This window comes from Paenalicyclobacillus macrosporangiidus (assembly GCF_900116805.1).
Lineage (GTDB): Bacteria > Bacillota > Bacilli > Alicyclobacillales > Alicyclobacillaceae > Alicyclobacillus_H > Alicyclobacillus_H macrosporangiidus.
On record NZ_FPBV01000004.1, the window covers coordinates 39,132 to 56,482 of the forward strand.

The 17,351-nt window shown below is 66.6% G+C and carries 13 protein-coding genes; 3 read left to right on the plus strand and 10 right to left on the minus strand.

The window, feature by feature from the left end:
• Positions 1 to 6 precede the first annotated feature (6 nt).
• From coaBC to BM357_RS04765, 6 genes are all read right to left on the minus strand, one after another.
• A complete protein-coding gene (gene coaBC / locus BM357_RS04740; RefSeq protein WP_074950178.1) occupies positions 7 to 1,212 on the minus strand; it encodes a bifunctional phosphopantothenoylcysteine decarboxylase/phosphopantothenate--cysteine ligase CoaBC in 1,206 nt (401 codons plus the stop codon).
• Between the two features lie 156 nt (positions 1,213 to 1,368).
• Complete coding sequence (gene rpoZ / locus BM357_RS04745; RefSeq protein WP_074950180.1) at positions 1,369 to 1,575, minus strand: DNA-directed RNA polymerase subunit omega; 207 nt, start codon at positions 1,573 to 1,575, stop codon at positions 1,369 to 1,371.
• Between the two features lie 74 nt (positions 1,576 to 1,649).
• The gene (gene gmk, locus BM357_RS04750; protein ID WP_074950182.1) at positions 1,650 to 2,258 is read right to left on the minus strand and encodes a guanylate kinase; all 609 of its coding nucleotides are present in this window, start codon (positions 2,256 to 2,258) and stop codon (positions 1,650 to 1,652) included.
• Between the two features lie 6 nt (positions 2,259 to 2,264).
• On the minus strand, positions 2,265 to 2,531 hold the full coding sequence (remA, locus tag BM357_RS04755; protein WP_029420579.1) for an extracellular matrix/biofilm regulator RemA: 267 nt from the start codon (positions 2,529 to 2,531) through the stop codon (positions 2,265 to 2,267).
• Between the two features lie 33 nt (positions 2,532 to 2,564).
• The gene (locus tag BM357_RS04760; protein ID WP_074950184.1) at positions 2,565 to 3,446 is read right to left on the minus strand and encodes a YicC/YloC family endoribonuclease; all 882 of its coding nucleotides are present in this window, start codon (positions 3,444 to 3,446) and stop codon (positions 2,565 to 2,567) included.
• A 149-nt stretch (positions 3,447 to 3,595) separates the two neighbouring features.
• Complete coding sequence (locus tag BM357_RS04765; protein WP_074950186.1) at positions 3,596 to 6,346, minus strand: calcium-translocating P-type ATPase, SERCA-type; 2,751 nt, start codon at positions 6,344 to 6,346, stop codon at positions 3,596 to 3,598.
• A gap of 277 nt (positions 6,347 to 6,623) precedes the next feature.
• Between BM357_RS04765 and BM357_RS04770 the strand changes: the two genes are divergently transcribed.
• A complete protein-coding gene (locus BM357_RS04770; RefSeq protein WP_074950188.1) occupies positions 6,624 to 8,384 on the plus strand; it encodes an Rqc2 family fibronectin-binding protein in 1,761 nt (586 codons plus the stop codon).
• A 4-nt stretch (positions 8,385 to 8,388) separates the two neighbouring features.
• Here BM357_RS04770 and BM357_RS04775 read toward each other — a convergent pair whose 3' ends face one another.
• Positions 8,389 to 9,837, minus strand: a complete 1,449-nt coding sequence (locus BM357_RS04775) for a DUF2254 family protein (protein ID WP_074950190.1) — start codon at positions 9,835 to 9,837, stop codon at positions 8,389 to 8,391.
• Between the two features lie 121 nt (positions 9,838 to 9,958).
• On the opposite strand from BM357_RS04775, the gene BM357_RS04780 reads away from it, so the two are divergent.
• Positions 9,959 to 11,248 carry a Glu/Leu/Phe/Val family dehydrogenase gene (locus tag BM357_RS04780; protein WP_281245566.1) on the plus strand — a complete coding sequence of 430 codons (1,290 nt, stop codon included), beginning with the start codon at positions 9,959 to 9,961 and terminating at the stop codon, positions 11,246 to 11,248.
• A gap of 228 nt (positions 11,249 to 11,476) precedes the next feature.
• Positions 11,477 to 12,100, plus strand: coding sequence for a QcrA and Rieske domain-containing protein (locus BM357_RS04785; protein ID WP_074950192.1), 624 nt, complete (start codon positions 11,477 to 11,479; stop codon positions 12,098 to 12,100).
• A gap of 123 nt (positions 12,101 to 12,223) precedes the next feature.
• Here BM357_RS04785 and pyrF read toward each other — a convergent pair whose 3' ends face one another.
• From pyrF to carA, 3 genes are read right to left on the minus strand one after another with little or no spacing between them, the layout of a single operon-like run.
• Entirely contained in the window at positions 12,224 to 12,991 is a 768-nt protein-coding gene (gene pyrF / locus BM357_RS04790) for an orotidine-5'-phosphate decarboxylase (protein WP_245783842.1), read from the minus strand.
• A complete protein-coding gene (gene carB / locus BM357_RS04795; protein ID WP_074950194.1) occupies positions 12,988 to 16,260 on the minus strand; it encodes a carbamoyl-phosphate synthase large subunit in 3,273 nt (1,090 codons plus the stop codon). The genes pyrF and carB overlap by 4 nt, the downstream gene beginning before the upstream one ends.
• Complete coding sequence (carA, locus tag BM357_RS04800) at positions 16,244 to 17,350, minus strand: glutamine-hydrolyzing carbamoyl-phosphate synthase small subunit (RefSeq protein WP_074950453.1); 1,107 nt, start codon at positions 17,348 to 17,350, stop codon at positions 16,244 to 16,246. Before carA ends, carB begins: the two co-directional genes overlap by 17 nt.
• Position 17,351 lies beyond the last annotated feature (1 nt).

Here is a 17,351-nt window from a genome sequence, read left to right on the forward strand (position 1 = left end):
GCCGCCTCAGTCCTCCCGTCGCGCCTGCAAGAGCTCGGCGACGCGGTCGAGGATGCGCTCCGCCACTTCCCGCTTGGACATCAGCGGCAGGGCCTCCTCTCCCCCCTGGCCGTCGAGGACGACGACCCGGTTGGTGTCCACGGCGAACCCAGCCCCAGGTTCCGTGACGTCGTTGACGACGACCAGATCCAGCCGCTTCCTCGCCAGCTTGTCCCGGCCGTAGACCACTGCATCGTGCGTCTCCGCCGCAAAGCCGACAAACACCTGCCCGCTCCTCCGGCGCGCCGCTGCGGCAGCCAGGACGTCCGGCGTGGGTTCCAGCTCCAGCACCGGCGTCCCGTCGGTCTTCTTCCACTTCTGCGCCAGCCGGCGCACCGGGCGGAAGTCGGCGGGCGCGGCCGCGCTGATGAACACGTCCGCCTGGTCAATCACCCGCATCACCGCATCCAGCAGGTCCTGCGTCGAACGGATGGTCTCCACCCGCGCCCCCGGCACCGGCGGCAGCGGCACCGGGCCGGAGATAAGGTGCACCTCGGCCCCCCGCGCCACCGCTGCCTCCGCGATGGCATAGCCCATCTTGCCCGACGACGCGTTGCTCAGGTAACGCACCGGGTCAATCTCCTCGATGGTCGGACCCGCGGTCACCACGATGCGCTTCCCCGCCAGGTCCTGCCGCCGGCGCAGCGTGCGTTCCACTACCTCGAGGATCTCCTCCGGCTCCGCCAGCCGGCCCTTGCCGGTGTACCCGCAGGCCAACTGACCGCTGCCCGGTTCGACCACCACGGCGCCGCGCTCTTTCAGCACCTGCAGGTTCTGCTGCACCGCCGGGTGATCCCACATGTGCACGTTCATCGCCGGCGCAATCACCATGGGCGCGGTGCACGCCAGTGCGGTCGTGGTCACCATGTCGTCCGCGAGACCGTGGGCCAGCTTGGCGATAAGATTGGCCGTCGCGGGGGCGATGACGAACACGTCCGCTTCATCCGCCAGCGCGATGTGCGCGATCTCGGACGGATTGGGCTCCGCGAACGTGTCCACGACCACCGGGCGATGGCTCAATGCCTGAAACGTCAACGGCTGCACAAACCGAGTGGCATTCTCCGTCATCAACACCTGGACGTCGTATCCGCGCTTGACCAAAAGGCTGCACAAGGCGGCGGACTTGTACGCTGCGATTCCGCCGCTGACGCCCAGCAGCACGTTTGCCGGCACGGTGCTCCCCCCTCTTTTCAGAAAAAACTTCCCGCATCGCCATCGCGGATGCGGGAAGCTGTCGACCGCGGAAGACCCGTCCACAGGAGGCCGTCCGCCCGATGCCGTTGACCGGCCGCCGGACGGCCGCCATCGCCCGCCCCCGGCCGTCCGGTGTCACTTCAGCCCTTCCTTGGTCCGATAGAACCGCACCTTGCCTTCGGCGATCTCCCACAGGGCACGGCTCACGCTTTTCGTCGTGCTCGATCCCGGTTGATGCATCGTCCGCTCCTGCAGTTGGCGCGCCCGCTTCGACGTCGCCACCACCAGGCTGTATTTGCTGTCCGTCAGACTCATCAGGTGATCGATGGATGGATACAGCACAGGCATCCCCCCTTTTTCTGCCGCTTCTCGGACGGCCCTCGGAGCGGTCCGGCGTAGCTGCCGGACCGCTCCCGCTACCATTCGGACATCAGATGCAGATTGCGCGACACACTGCAGTGCTCGGCCGTCATGATGGCGCGGATGCGCTCGCACGCCGCCTCGACCACGTCGTTGACGACCACATAATTGTATTCCTTCATCATCTGCAGTTCGTGGCGGGCGGCCCCGAACCGCTGGCGGAACGAGTCTTCCGTCTCCGTTCCGCGCCCCAGGATGCGCGCCTCGAGTTCCGTGGCCGACGGGGGAATGAGAAAGATGAACACCCCCTGCGGATAGGCGCGCTTCACCTGCATGGCGCCCTGGATGTCGATCTCCAACAGCACGTCGTGCCCCGCCGCGAGATTCTCTTCGACGTAGGCGCGCGGCGTTCCGTAGTAATTATCGAACACGCGGGCCCACTCGAGCAACTCCCCGTTCTCAATCATCGCCTCGAACTCCGCCTTCGTGTGGAAGAAGTAGTTCACCCCGTGCCGTTCTCCGGGCCGCGGCGGGCGCGTCGTCACCGACACGGACAGGCGCATGTCGGGCAGTGTCTCCATCAGGGCCTTGCACACCGTCCCTTTGCCGGCCCCGGATGGGCCGCTCAGGACAAACAGAATCCCGGAGCCCCGGGCATGAGCCATGAGCCATCATTCCTCGTCGTCTAGAATTTGGTCTTTGGCCGTCAACCGGTGCGCCACTGTCTCAGGCTGGACGGCGGACAGGATGACGTGATCGCTGTCCATGATGATCACCGCCCGCGTCCGGCGGCCGTACGTCGCGTCAATGAGCATGCCCCGGTCCCGGGCCTCCTGGATGATCCGCTTGATGGGCGCGGACTCCGGGCTCACGATGGAGATGATCCGGTTGGCGGACACGATGTTGCCAAACCCGATGTTGATCAGCTTGATACTCACACGCAGCGCCTCCTCCATGCGGCCGCCGCCGCCTCACTCGATGTTCTGGGCCTGTTCGCGGAGCTGCTCCACCAGCGCCTTGGCCTCCAGAACGGCTTTGGCAATCTGCAGATCCGTCGACTTCGATCCGATGGTGTTCACCTCGCGGTGCATCTCCTGGACGATGAAATCCAGGCGGCGGCCCACCGGGCTGCCCTCGCGGACCGACTTGCGAAATTCGGCGATGTGGCTCTCCAGGCGCACCAGTTCTTCGTCGATGCAGGCCCGGTCGGCGAGGATGGCGGCTTCGGACAAGAGCCGCTGCTCGTCCGCCTGCGGCACCACCGACTTCATCCGATCCCGCAGCCGCCGCAGCACCGCCTCCGCGGCGGCAGGGGCAAGCCGCGCCATCTCCTCCGTCAAACGAGCCAAATCGTCCAGTTTCGCAAGCATGTCGGCCGCTATCCGGCTGCCTTCGCGCACGCGCATCTCGATGAGCCGGTCGCACGCCAAGGCCACCGCCTCCAGGACGTCCCGCCGCAGGGCATCGGGATCGAACGTGCGCGTCTCCACCGTCACCACGCCGGGGTAGGTCATCCAATGGGCCACCGAGACCAGCGCGGGCTTGTCCACCCCCTGCCGCCTCAACGCGGCGCGCTCCGCCTCGCACAGGGCGTCGAGCAGATCCCAGTTGACCGACACCTGGGCCGGCAGGGGCCGCAGCGGTTCGACGGAGACGAACCCATCCACTCGCCCTCGCCCGATTCGCTTCGCCGCCAGCGCCCGCACTTCCTCTTCCAAGGCGAACAGATCCCGCCCGATTTTGATTTGAAATTCGGCGAAGCGGTGGTTCACCGACCGGATTTCGACCTTGACCCGGACCTCGGTTCCCTCGACCACCGCCTGTCCGAATCCGGTCATGCTGCGCAGTGCCATCGGGCCAGCCCTCCAAACGTGACTATATTCTACTGAAATCCGCGGGTTGGCACAACTTTTCCGGCCCAATCGCGCCCATCCGCCGCAAAGCGCGAAAAGACGGGGCCGGTCCATCACCGGTCCCGCCGAGACGGCTCGACGGCCGGGCTTCAGCGCCCAAGCGCGATCTTGGTTTTCAGTGCCTTGCGGCCCGCCCGGCGCAGGGACAGCGCCAGCGTCGGCACGGCGGCCGCCAGGACCACAATCCCCCACTCCGTCGGCGACGGCGGCTCCGTCCCGAAGACCTCCACCAGGGCCGGCACGTACAGCGTCATCAGGAACAGGCCGAGCGAACACAACACCGCCAGCACCAGCCAGGTGTTCTCGAACAGGTTGCGCTTCCAGATGCCGCCCTCCGCACTGCGGCAATCGAACACGAGGATGAACTGGCTCATCGTCAGCGTCGCGTAGGCCATCGTCTGCGCCTTGGCCAGATCGTCGGGATGGGTCTGCAGCGCCCAGATGAACACCGCCAGCGTCACCGCGCCGATGAGGATCCCGCGGCTCAAGATCTTGACGGACAACCCGCGCGCAAAGACGCCCTCGTTGACCCCCCTGGGTGGCCGGGACATGATGTCTTTTTCCGCCGGATCGACGCCGAGCGCGATAGCGGGAAGGCCGTCCGTCACCAGGTTGACCCAGAGGATCTGGATGGGCACGAGGGGCAGCGGCAGCCCGGCCAGCATCGCCACGAACATCGTGACCATTTCGCCCACGTTGCTGGCCAGCACGTAGCGGATGAACTTCTTGATGTTGTCGTAGATGCCACGCCCCTCTTCGACAGCGGCCACGATGGTCGCGAAGTTGTCGTCCGCCAAGACCAACGCGGAGGCCTCCTTGGCCACGTCCGTGCCGGTCATGCCCATCGCGATGCCGATGTCCGCCTGTTTGATGGCCGGCGCGTCGTTGACGCCGTCCCCCGTCATCGCGACAATGTGCCCGCGCGCCTGCAGCGCCTTCACGATGCGCAGTTTATGCTCCGGCGACACGCGCGCGTACACATAGATGTCGTTGGCCCGGCGCGCCAACTCCTGGTCCGCCATCTCGTCCAGCTCGGCGCCCGTGACGACCACGCCGTCCTTGGGCAGAATGTCCAGTTGGCGCGCGATGGTGGTCGCCGTCTCCTGGTGGTCCCCCGTGATCATCACCGTGCGGATGCCCGCCTGGTGGCATTTGCGAATGGCTTCGAACACCTCTTCCCGCGGGGGGTCCATCATGCCGCACAGGCCGACGAACACCAGATCGGACTCCGGATGGCGCTCCGCCTTGGCGGCCTCGACGCTCCGGAAGCGGCGGTACCCGAGCGCCAGGTTGCGCAGGGCCGCCTTCGCCATGTGCTCGTTGGCCGCCGCGATCTGACGCTTGACGCCCGACGAGATGGGCTCCTCCTTGCCGCCCGTCAGGATGAATTTGGAGCGCTCCAACAGGACGTCGGGCGCACCCTTGGTGAAGAGGAACACCTCGTCCCCCCGGCGCACCAGCACCGACATCAGCTTGCGGTCCGAGTCGAACGGGATCTCGTCGATCCGCTCGTACACCGCATCCGGGTCGCCGAACCCGGCCTTTTTCGCCATCACGAGCAGTGCGCCTTCCGTCGGGTCGCCGTGGCATTCCCACGCCTCGCCCTCGTCGGTGGCCACCTGTTTCATCACCGCGTTGTTGCAGGTGGCCGCGATCTCATTCAGCCACCGGAGCGCCGGCCGGCGCATCGGCTGGATGGGCCGGTCCTCGTAGACGAACTCGCCGATGGGGTTGTACCCGGAGCCGGTGACGCGGAACCACTGTCCGTCGGCCCACACCTGCTGCACGGTCATGCGGTTCTGGGTCAACGTGCCGGTCTTGTCGGAACACACCACCGTCGCGCATCCGAGGGTCTCTACGGACGGGAGCTTGCGGACGATGGCATGGCGTTTGATCATGCGCTGGACCCCGAGCGCCAGCGCAATCGTCACAATCGCAGGCAGCCCTTCCGGGATGGCGGCGACGGCGAGGCTGACGCCGGCGAGGAACATCCGGTAAAGGTTCTGGCCGTGCAGGATGCCGGTGACGACCACCAGCACGGTGATGCCGACGGCCAGCCACACCAGCACCTTGCCCAAATCGTCCAGGCGCTTCTGCAGCGGCGTCAGCATCTCCTCCGACTGCTGCATCAGGCCGGCGATTTTGCCCATCTCCGTCTGCATGCCGGTCTCGGTGACCAACACCTCCGCCTTGCCGCGGGTGACGAGAGTCCCCATGTACACCATGTTGATCCGGTCGCCCAGCGGCGAGACCGGATCGACGAAGGCGTTCGCCTGTTTGCTGACGGGCACCGACTCCCCGGTCAGGGACGCCTCCACCACGTCCAGCCCGGAAGCGGTGAGGATGCGCCCGTCCGCGGGGACGCGGTCGCCGCCCTCCAGCAGGATGATGTCCCCCGGCACCAGGTCCTTGGCCGGCACGGTGTCCACCTTGCCCGCCCGCCGGACCCTGGCGGTCGGGGCCGTGAGTTCTTTGAGGGCGGCGAGCGACCGCTCCGCCTTGACTTCCTGGACGAATCCGAGCACCCCGTTGAGGACGATGATGGCGATGATGGTGATGGCGTCGGTGTACTCGCCGAGCAAGCCGGAGATCAGGGTCGCGGCGAGGAGGACAATCGTCATGAAGTCCCGGAACTGATTGAGAAACAAGGTCAACAGCGACACCTTCGCGCCTTCCACCAGCTGGTTCGCCCCATAGTTGGCGCGCCGTTCGCGGACCTGGTCCTCGTCCAAACCGCTCGGCTGGGATTCGAGGATCGCCAAGCAATCCTTGGCGGCCAGCGCGTGCCAGTTCTTCTCCAAATGGAGCCACCCCTTCAGCAATCTTGTCTCGTAATCCATATGCTCGGCCGGGTTCGCCTATGTCCAAGCTTCCACCGCAAAAGGCAGAAGGCGGGACAAGGTGTTCAGCAACAATGCGCCCCACCCTCGCCATGGGGGACGGCCTTTCGTGCGGCGGCGAAGCAGGGAAGGTGCTTCTCTCCGTTTCTGCTGCGTGGGCGTTTCACGCAATGTCTTGCGCAGCACAAACGGAGTAGTTCGTGCGTCAGCACGGACGCCCACGCACAACCGATGGTATACTCAGGGGAGCCATGGCTGTACGAGGAGGGATGGGGACATGGACGGACTGGCGCTGGCGGTGCTGTGCGCCGACTGGAATGAACGATTCGCACGGGCGCGCATCGAGAAGATCCATCAACCGGGCGAGCGGGAGATCGTGCTGACCCTGCGCACGCGAACCGGCGTGCACCGCGTGCTCCTGTCGGCCCACCGGGCGTTAGCGCGCGTCCACCAACTCGTCCACGCCCGGCCGGCGAACCCCGAAGAGCCGCCGATGTTCTGCATGATGCTGCGCAAACGGCTGGAAGGCGGGCGAATCACCGCCATCCGCCAGCAGGGCTGGGACCGGGTGTTGGAGATCCACGTCGAAGCGCTGAACGAGATCGGCGACCGCGTCCAGTACGCGCTCGTCTGCGAGATGATGGGCAAGCACAGCAACCTCATGTTGGTGGAAGCGGACGAAACGGGCCGGCTGGGGCGCATCGTCGACAGCGTCGTCCACGTGGACGCCGATCTCAGCCGCGTCCGCCAGGTGCTGCCCGGCCTTCCGTACCACCCCGCGCCGCCGCTCCCCCGCAAGGCGTATGACGAGGTGACCGAGTCGGACATCGCGGGTCTGGAACTGTGCGCGCTCGACACCAAACGCCGATCCCGCGCCCTGGCCAGCCTCGTCGCTGGAGCGGGAACGGTCACGGCGGCCGAGGTGCTCGCTCGGGCGGGCGATTGCGATCCCGCCGGCGTGGCGGCCGCCCTGCGCGAGGTGTTCACCGCCGCCCTGGAGCGGCGGGAACCGGCGACGCTCGGTCTGGACGACCTGGGATGGCCTGTCGCCGAGGCCCCCTTCCGGCTCACCCACTGCGCCGGGCACGAGATGGTCGGGAACCTCGACGAGGCCCTGGACCGCCTGTACAGCAAGGTGCTCGAACGCGGCCAGACGTCGCGGCTCGCCCAGGCGCTGGCGCGGGATGTGGAGAAGCAGTTGGACCGCCTGCGCGGGAAGATCGCCAATCTGGAGCAGCAGCGGGCGGAGGCGCTCGATCACGACGCCTTGCGCGTGCAGGGGGAACTCTTGCTCAGCTATCCCCACCTGGTGCCCCGCGGGGCCCGCGAGGTGACGCTGCCCAACTTCTACGCGGACGGTGCGCCGCTTCACATCCCGCTCGACCCTGCGCTCACGGCCATCGAGAACGCCCAGCGCTACTTCCACCAGGCGAGCCGCAAGAAACGCGCCATCCCCCGCGTCGAGGCCGAGCTGGCGCAGGCCCGGCAGGACCTGCGGTATCTGGAGGAGATTCTGCTGTACGTCGAAGGGGCACGGCCGGAGGAATTGGCGGCCATCCGCCGGGAGTTGACGCAACAGGGATTCCTGAAGGCGCGCCGCACCCGGACGGCCACGGGCGGGCGCCCGCGGGACGGCGCCCCCGGACACCCGGACGCGTACGAGAGCAGCGACGGGTTGGTCATCCGGGTCGGCCGCAACCACGCGCAAAATGACCGGCTCACCTTGCGCCAAAGCCAGCCCCAGGACGTGTGGTTGCACGCCAAGGACCTGCCGGGATCGCACGTGGTCATCCAGTTGGGCGGCCGAGAGTTGCCCGAGAATACCCTGCATGAAGCCGCCCTGCTCGCCGCGTACTTCAGCCGCGGCCGCGAGGCGGGCAGCGTGGCCGTCGATTACACCCGGATCAAACACGTATGGAAGCCCAACGGGGCGCGCCCAGGCTTCGTGCTGTACGATCACCAGAAGACCCTCTACGTCCACCCCGACCGGCACCGCATCGAGGCGATTCTCGGGCGCCGCATCGAACGGCGGGGTTGACCACTCAACCCTCGGGTACCGTCGGCCACGGCCAGCCGTCCAACAGGGACGTCCGCTGCGCGTCAAAGCGCCGCGCCGTCTCGGCGACCTCGTCCGGCGACAGGCGCAGACGCCACAGATGTCCCAGGGTCTCGGCCACGTCGGTCCGTCCGAGATGATGCGCGAGGAGCACGGCCAAGCGCTGGCCGTGTCCGCGCAGGCCGCCGGCGTCCCGGCGCCGTGCCCACCAGACGGCCCAGCGCGCCACGTCACGCACGCTTGCGGTCGCCGCGAAAGCCTTCCACAGTTCCATGTACAGCCCCAGCGCCTCCACCTGAACCTCTTGCGCGGTGAGGGCTTCGAGCGTGTCCTCGAGCTCTTCCACCAGCAGGAATCCCGACAGGAGCGACGTCGCGCCCGCAGGCTGCGACGAGAAGAGAGACTCCCCGATGGTGGCAATCACCTCCCAGGTGCGGACGCAGAACGTCTGCCCCCGCCGGCTCTGGCGTGCCGCGCACAGGCCGAGCAAGTAGAGCCGCCGCGCGACCCGTTCCACGTAGAACACCTGCCCCTCCACGAACAGGTGGGTGAACGTCAGATGGCGAAACGCCCGGATGACCAACTCGGCGGCCGGCCAGGCCTCCGCCTCGACGTACAGTTGGCCCTGCGCGTAAAGGGCGTCCAGGCCGCCGTTGAGCAGCCCGGTCTCCTTCTCCTTGGCCGCCACGCCGACCATCTCCACCCACTGTTCCACTAAATTGCGGTGGATCTCCAACAGACCGTCGTCCCGGTCCTGCGGCAGCGGCAGCCTGGCGGCGATCCGGAGCATCACGTCCATACAGCGCATGCCCGTCAGCGAGTCGTTGAAGGATGCGGCGCGCTTGGCGATGTCGCAGATCTGTTCGACATTGTCGAGCGCGGCCCGGTAGTCGCCCCGCTGGAAGGCGCGTCCGTACTCGCGCACAATCAGATGGATGATGCGCTCCGGCTTGAGGAGCTGCACGACCGCGTACATGTACCCCAACAGACTGAGGAAGCAGATCATCACCAACACCAGGTCGGCGCTCATTTCGGGCCGCAGGGCGGCCGGGAGCGGTTCGTTGACGGTGTCGGTGATCTTGGTCAGCAGGAAGAAGCTGTGCATGATGGTGACCAGATAGATGAAAAACAGCGAGACGTTGTACGGCAGGCGCATGAAAAAGTCGAGCACCCGGTGGGTGTAATTGCTCGCGGTCAGCTGGATGGCCACCAGGATGATGGAGATGCACAGCGCCAGGATGGTCGAGAGGGAGGAAACGATGGTATTCAGATAGTTGCGGGCCGTGTCGGTGTCCCCCGAGAACACCGCGGGCGTCCAGGCGAACACGGCCACGACGATGGCCGCGGCGACCACCAGGTGCACCACCTGGGAGGACGCCATCCACTGCCAGCCCGCCCGCAGCCGTCTTTCCGCCCGCCAATCCCCCAACCACATCCGCATCCCTCCCTTTCCCGGTGGTTTCACACTTTCCATCCTGCCCCGTGTGATTTATGATGAAACCGAGCGACCCGTGTCCCGGGACAACCCGGGGTCCATGGAGAGGAGCGTACCCGTCATGTCCACGAAAGTCAGCAAACGGCTGGCGGCAGGCGCCAGCATGCCCGCCGCCGACGAGAACGTACTGGCCAATACCCAGGAGGCTGTGCACACCGCACTCACCCGCCTCGGCTACTCCGATACGGTGTATGAGCTGCTCAAGGAACCCATCCGCGTGTTGACCGTGCGCATCCCCGTGCGCATGGACGACGGCCATGTCGAGGTGTTCACCGGATTCCGCGCCCAGCACAACGACGCCATCGGCCCGACCAAAGGGGGCATTCGCTTCCACCCCAACGTCACCCTCGATGAGGTCAAGGCGCTGTCCATCTGGATGAGCATCAAATGCGGCATCTTCAACCTGCCCTACGGAGGTGCCAAGGGCGGCATCATTTGCGATCCGCGCAAGATGTCGGTCCATGAACAGGAGCGCCTGGCACGCGGGTACGTCCGCGCGGTCAGCCAGATTGTCGGTCCCACCAAGGACATCCCGGCGCCCGACGTGTACACCAACCCGCAGATCATGGCCTGGATGTACGATGAATACTCCCGCATCCGCGAATACGATTCACCCGGATTCATCACCGGGAAACCGTTGGTGCTCGGCGGTTCACAGGGGCGCGAGAAGGCGACCGCGCTCGGCGTGTGCATCGCCATGCGCGAGGCGGCAGCCGCGCGCAAGCGGTCGCTCCAGGATCTGCGCGTCCTCATCCAGGGATTCGGCAACGTCGGCAGCAACGTCGCCGCCATCCTGCACGAGATGGGCGTCAAGGTGGTGGGCGTCAGCGACGCGGGCGGCGGCCTGTACGATCCGGAGGGGCTCGACATCCCCTCCCTTCTGGAACAGCGGGACTCCTTCGGCATGGTCACCCCCAACTTCTCGAATGTCATACCAAACGAGGAGTTCCTCGTCCAGCCGTGCGATGTCCTGGTCCCAGCCGCCCTGGAGAACCAGATCACCGCGGACAACGCCAACGATATCCAGGCATCCATCATCGTCGAGGCGGCCAACGGTCCGACGACGCCGCAAGCCGATGAGATCCTCGCCGGACGCAACGTGCTCATCGTCCCCGACGTGTTGGCCAACGCCGGCGGCGTGACGGTATCCTACTTCGAGTGGGTACAGAACAGCCAGGGATGGTACTGGACCGAGGAGGAGGTCAACCAGCGCCTGGAGGCGATGATGGTGCAATCCGTGCACAACATCCTCCGGACCGCGGAGCGGTATCACGTCTCGACACGCCTGGCCGCCTACATGGTCGGCATCAAACCGTTCGCCGAGGCGATGCGCTGGCGCGGCTGGGTCTAACCTTGTTCATCTGCGTTGCGGCGCGCGGCCGGAGGGTTCCGGCGGCGCGCCGTTCTGTTTGCGCAATCTCCACAAAATGTCCACAATTCCACGTGAAAGCCCCTGCCGCACATGGTAAGATGAAACTAGTGCCTTTATCGATTTCTTCCGTGATTTTTGCCCTGCGAGACTTGCGCGGGCAGCCAGATCCGTCATGCGAGACGTCAGAGCAGGCAAGGAGGCAGTCTTATGGAGCACAAGCAGGGTGCACCGCTGCAACCCGACACCGAGCCGCACGTGAGCCTCGACGAGCAGCGGGGACTCACCCGGCGCCAGTTCCTGACCTACGTCCTCGGCGGCACCGGCGCATTCATGGGGACCTTGGTGGCGGCGCCGATGATCGTCAGCGCGTTCGATCCGCTGCACCGCAGCGGCAGCGCCAACTTCTCACGCACCACCTGGAAGGTGTCCGACTTCGACGACAAGCTGCCGAAACACGTGAAGTTTACGGAACACATTGACGACGCGTGGAACTCCCAGGACAAACCGAACGACGTCTACGTCATCAAGTACCAGAACCGCTTGATGATCATGTCGCACGTGTGCACCCACCTGGGCTGCCACGTGGACGGCTCGGAAGACAACGGACAGTCGGTCGCGCCGAAGTACGGCAATGGCCAGTACTGGTTCCGTTGTCCCTGCCACGACAGCGTGTACAACATCTACGGCGTCCCGTCCGACACCTCGCCGGCGCCGGAACCGCTGGCCCTCTACGAGTACCGGATCGACAGCGACGGCACCGTGCTGGTCGGGGGCGCTGTCAAACGCACCAAGGAGACGTGGAACCAGGTGCCCGGCCCGACCATCGCCTGACCCCTCGGTTTCTCCCGTACATAGCGGCCGCCCGTGCCACTTCGGCGCGGGCGGCCATGTTGCATGGGATGCCTGTGATACGATGCCCCGCCCGGTCCCGTCCGTGCGGATTCTCGTCCGGGTTCATGCCCCGGCCATCTCGACCCAGACGGCCGCCAGAGCCGACAGCGGATCGTCCGCTCGCGTCACCGCCCGGCCGAGCACCAGGCGCGTGGCGCCGGCTTTCATCGCCTCCCCCGGCGTGAGGCTTCGCACCTGGTCGTGGCGCGGGGCCCCCGCGGGGCGAGTGCCCGGCACGACGATCTCAAATCCCGGCGGCGCGCACGCGCGGATGCGGCGAGCCTCGAGCGCCGACGCCACCACCCCGTCGAGGCCGCAACGGACCGCCAAGCCGGCCCAGCGTTCCGCCAAGGCCCCCGGTTCGGCCTGTGGCCCCGTCCAGCCCAAGGCGTCCAGGTCCGACGCACCGAGGCTCGTGAGCACCGTCACTGCCACCAGCAGAGGCCGCACCACACCAGATGCCTCCGCCGCCCGGTCCAGCGCCTCCCGGGCAGCCGTCAGCATGGCCGGACCGCCCGACGCGTGCACGTTGACCATCTCGACCTCGAAACGGGCGATAGCGCGCAGAGCCCCCGCGACGGTGTTCGGAATGTCATGGAGCTTCACGTCGAGAAACACGCGCTTGCCCATCGACCGCAGGGCCGACAGGGCGGTGGGGCCGTCGCCGAAGAACAGCTCCAGCCCCACCTTGTATCCGTCGACCGCAGCCCCGAATCGATGCACCAGCGCCTCCGCCTGCGTCCACGTCGGCACGTCCAGCGCCACGTAGGTGGCGCGCCGGACGCCGTCGTACCGGGGCTCGCACAACAACGCCTGCAGCGCTTGGCTCACCGGCCCACCTCCACCTGCGAAGACGCATCCGCCGCGTTTCGTCCGTGGTCCGCCCGCGTGGCCGGCGGCTGAAGCGGCACGGTGGCGAAGCGGATGGTGGAGAGCACCTCCAGCAGGGATGCTGCGGTATCCAGCGACGTCAGGCACGGCACGCCGTGCTCGACCGCGGTGCGGCGAATGCGAAAACCATCCCGCTCGGGCTTGAGCCCCTTCGTCAGGGTGTTGATGACCAACTGAATCTTCCCGTCGCGGATGTCGTCCGCCAAATTCGGCGTACCCTGCGCCAGCTTGTTGACGACGCGCACCGTGAGGCCCTTCTTGCGCAGGAAGCGCGCGGTTCCCTCGGTGGCCGCGATGCGGTAGCCGAGATCCGCGAAACCCTTGAGGATGGGCCACGCTTCCTCCTTGTCCTTGTCGGAAATGGTGGCGAGGACCGTCCCGTGCGCGGGAATGGCCATGCCCGCCGCCAACAGGCCTTTGTACAGGGCCTTGGCCAGCGTGCGTTCGCTGCTCATCACCTCGCCCGTGGACTTCATCTCCGGCCCCAGGGTGATGTCCACCCGGCGCAGCTTGGCGAACGAGAACACCGGCACTTTGACCGATACCAGCGGCTGCTCCGGCACGAGCCCCGTGTCGTATCCGAACTCCGCCAGCGATCCGCCGAGCACCGCGTGCATCGCCAGGTCCACCATCGGGACGCCGGTCACCTTGGACAAGAACGGCACCGTGCGCGACGAGCGCGGGTTGACTTCGAGGACGTACACCTGATCCCCCTGCACGACGAACTGGATATTGACCAATCCCTTGACCGACAGGCCGCGGGCGATCCGCACCGTGTAGTCGACCAGGGTCATCTTCACCGCCTCCGTCAACGACTGGGGCGGGTACACCGCGATGGAGTCCCCCGAGTGCACCCCCGCGCGCTCGATGTGCTCCATGATGCCCGGGATGATCACCGTCTGGCCGTCGCTGACCGCGTCGACCTCCACCTCGGTGCCCTGCACGTACCGGTCAATCAGGACCGGGTGGCTGTGCGAGGCGCGGACCGCGTCCCGCATATACACCTGGAGTTCCTCATCGTTGTAGATGATCTGCATCGCGCGCCCGCCGAGGACGTACGACGGACGCACCAGCACCGGATAGCCCAACCGGCTCGCCGACGCCAGGGCTTCCTCGGCCGAGGTGACGGTCACGCCCGCGGGCCGCGGGATGCCCAGTTCCGCCAGGAGCGCGTCGAACTTCTCCCGGTCCTCCGCCCGGTCGATGTCGTCGAGCGAGGTCCCGACAATCCGCACCCCCGCTTTCGCCAGCGGTTCCGCCAAGTGGATGGCCGTCTGGCCGCCGAACTGGACAATCACCCCGTCCGGCTGTTCGCGTTCAATCACGTTCAGCACGTCGTCGATGTACAGCGGTTCGAAGTACAGGCGGTCGGACGTGTTGAAGTCGGTGGAGACCGTCTCCGGGTTGTTGTTGACAATCACGGCGTCATACCCGACCCGCCGGATGGCCCACACCGCGTGCACCGACCCGTAGTCGAACTCGATGCCCTGCCCGATGCGGATGGGCCCCGAGCCGAGCACGAGCAATTTCTTCTTGGCGCTCGGCGCCACCTCGTCCTCTTCTTCGTACGTACTGTAATAGTACGGTGTTGCCGCCTCGAACTCTCCCGCGCACGTGTCCACCATCTTGTACACCGGCCGGATGCCGAGCTCCCGGCACAGCTGCCGCACCGCGTCCACCGGCACCCCGGTCAGGCGGGCGATCACGCTGTCCGGATACCCCATCCGCTTGACCCGCCGCAGCGTCTCTGCCTCCGCCCGAAGGCCGTCCGTCCCCTTGCCGGCGAGCCCCTCCAGCGTCCGCTCCGCCTCCACCAGACGCTCGATCTTGGCCAAGAACCACCGGTCCATCTTCGTCAACTCATGCAGCCTCTCCCGCGTCACGCCACGGCGCACGGCCTCGGCCAAGAGCCACAGCCGCTCGTCGTCCGGCTCCGCCAGGCGCCGTTCGAGCTCCGCGTCGGACAGCCGGTCCGCCCCTTCCATCTGCAGCGAATCGCGCCCGATCTCCAGAGACCGGATGGCCTTCATCAGGGACTCCTCGAACGTCCGCCCGATGGCCATGACCTCACCGGTGGCTTTCATCTGCGTCCCCAGCTTGCGGTTGGCGCTCTGGAACTTGTCGAATGGCCAGCGCGGGATCTTCGTCACCACGTAGTCCAGCGCCGGCTCGAAGCAGGCGTACGTCTGCTGGGTGACCGGGTTGACGATTTCGTCCAGCCGGTAGCCCACCGCAATCTTCGTCGCCACGCGCGCAATCGGGTACCCGGTCGCCTTGGAGGCGAGCGCGCTGGAGCGGCTCACGCGCGGATTGACCTCAATCACGTAATACTTCCGGCTCCGGGGATCCAGCGCGAACTGGATGTTGCATCCACCCTCGATTCTCAGCGCGCGGATGATGCGCAGGCTCGCCGAGCGCAGCATCTGGTGGTCCTGGTCGGAGAGCGTCTGGCTCGGGGCGACGACGATGCTGTCGCCGGTGTGGATACCGACCGGATCCACATTCTCCATGTTGCACACGATGATGCAGTTGTCCGCCCCGTCGCGGATGACCTCGTACTCCAGTTCCTTGTACCCGGCGATGCTCCGTTCAACCAACACCTGGTGAATGGGGGACAGGGTCAGTCCGAGTTCGACCATCTCCTCGTACTCCTCCCAGTTCCCGGCGATGCCCCCGCCCGTGCCGCCCAGGGTGTAGGCCGGGCGGATGATGATGGGGAAGCCGATCTCGCGGGCGAACTGACGCGCCTCGTCCATGGAGGTGACGATGGCGCTCTCCGGCACCGGCTCGCCCAGGCGGTTCATCAGGGCGCGGAACCGTTCCCGGTCCTCCGCCTCCCGGATGGAATCGAGCTGCGTCCCGAGCAGCTCGACGCCCTCCGCTTCGAGCACCCCCATCTCCGCCAGTTGCACGGCCATGTTCAGGCCCGTCTGGCCGCCCAGGGTCGGCAACAGGCCGTCCGGCCGCTCCTTGCGGATGATCTGAGCGACGAACTCCGGCGTCAGCGGCTCGATGTACACCTTGTCCGCCATCTCCGGGTCGGTCATGATGGTGGCCGGGTTGGAGTTGACCAGCACCACCTCGTACCCTTCTTCGCGGAGGGCCTGACAGGCCTGGGTGCCCGCATAGTCGAACTCCGCCGCCTGCCCGATGGTGATGGGACCACTGCCGATGACCATGATCTTGCGCAAGTCAGTCCGCTTCGGCACGAGGGATCCACCTTCCTTCCTGGACCGCGTCCATCAGCTGCATGAACTCGTCGAACAATCCGTCCGAATCGTCCGGGCCCGGCCGGGCCTCGGGGTGGTACTGCACGCAGAAGGCCGGATACCGGCGGTGAACGAGCCCTTCCACCGTGCCGTCGTTCTGGTTGACGTGCGTCAGCTCCAGGTCGGTGCCCGGCAGCGACGCCGGGTCAACCATATAGCCGTGATTCTGGGAGGTGATGGCGACGCGGCCGGTGCGCAGGTCCTTGACCGGGTGGTTGACCCCCCGGTGGCCGAAGCGCATCTTCACCGTCCGCGCTCCGCACGCCAGCGCCATCAATTGCAGCCCGAGGCAGATGCCGAACACCGGGACCTTGCCGAGCAGCTGGCGGACCGTCTCAACGGCATACGGCGCGTCCTCGGGATCGCCCGGGCCGTTGGAGAGCATCACCCCGTGCGGCCGCCAGGCGAGGATCTCCTCCGCCGAGGTCTGCGCCGGCACCACGATGACATCGCAGCCGCGGGCGAGCAACGACCGGACCACGCCCGACTTCATCCCGAAGTCCATCGCCACCACCCGCCGGCCCTCGCCCGGGCAGCGGTACACCGTCGGCGTCGTCACCCGCGTGATCTGATCCCGGGGCAGGGGCGCCTGCAGTTGTGCCACCAGCGCCTCCGTCGGTGTGTCCTTCGTCGTCAACACCCCGCGCAGCGTGCCGTGTACCCGGATGATCTTCGTCAACCGCCGCGTGTCGATGCCGGCAATCCCGATGATGCCGTGGCTTTTCAGGTACGATTCAAGGGTCCCCACGCTCTGGAAGTGGCTGTCCATCTCGCTGAACTCCCGCACCACAAATCCATGCACGTAGGGCCGGCGCGATTCGACGTCGTCCACGTTGACCCCGTAGTTGCCGATGAGCGGATACGTCATCGTCACAATCTGCCCGCAGTAGGACGGGTCGGTCAGCACTTCCTGGTACCCGGTCATGCCGGTGTTGAACACCACCTCGCCGAACGACTCGCCCTCCGCGCCGAACCCGACGCCGGTGAACACCACCCCGTTCTCCAACACCAAGCGCGCCGTATGCCTCATC

Excerpts from the sequence above, each read along its gene's own strand:
- gmk (WP_074950182.1), bottom strand. The coding sequence starts at position 2,258 with ATGGCTCATGCCCGGGGCTCCGGGATTCTGTTTGTCCTGAGCGGCCCA.
- BM357_RS04760 (WP_074950184.1), bottom strand. The coding sequence starts at position 3,446 with ATGGCACTGCGCAGCATGACCGGATTCGGACAGGCGGTGGTCGAGGGA.
- BM357_RS04765 (WP_074950186.1), bottom strand. The coding sequence starts at position 6,346 with ATGGATTACGAGACAAGATTGCTGAAGGGGTGGCTCCATTTGGAGAAG.
- BM357_RS04770 (WP_074950188.1), top strand. The coding sequence starts at position 6,624 with ATGGACGGACTGGCGCTGGCGGTGCTGTGCGCCGACTGGAATGAACGA.
- BM357_RS04775 (WP_074950190.1), bottom strand. The coding sequence starts at position 9,837 with ATGTGGTTGGGGGATTGGCGGGCGGAAAGACGGCTGCGGGCGGGCTGG.
- BM357_RS04780 (WP_281245566.1), top strand. The coding sequence starts at position 9,959 with ATGTCCACGAAAGTCAGCAAACGGCTGGCGGCAGGCGCCAGCATGCCC.
- BM357_RS04785 (WP_074950192.1), top strand. The coding sequence starts at position 11,477 with ATGGAGCACAAGCAGGGTGCACCGCTGCAACCCGACACCGAGCCGCAC.
- carA (WP_074950453.1), bottom strand. The coding sequence starts at position 17,350 with ATGAGGCATACGGCGCGCTTGGTGTTGGAGAACGGGGTGGTGTTCACC.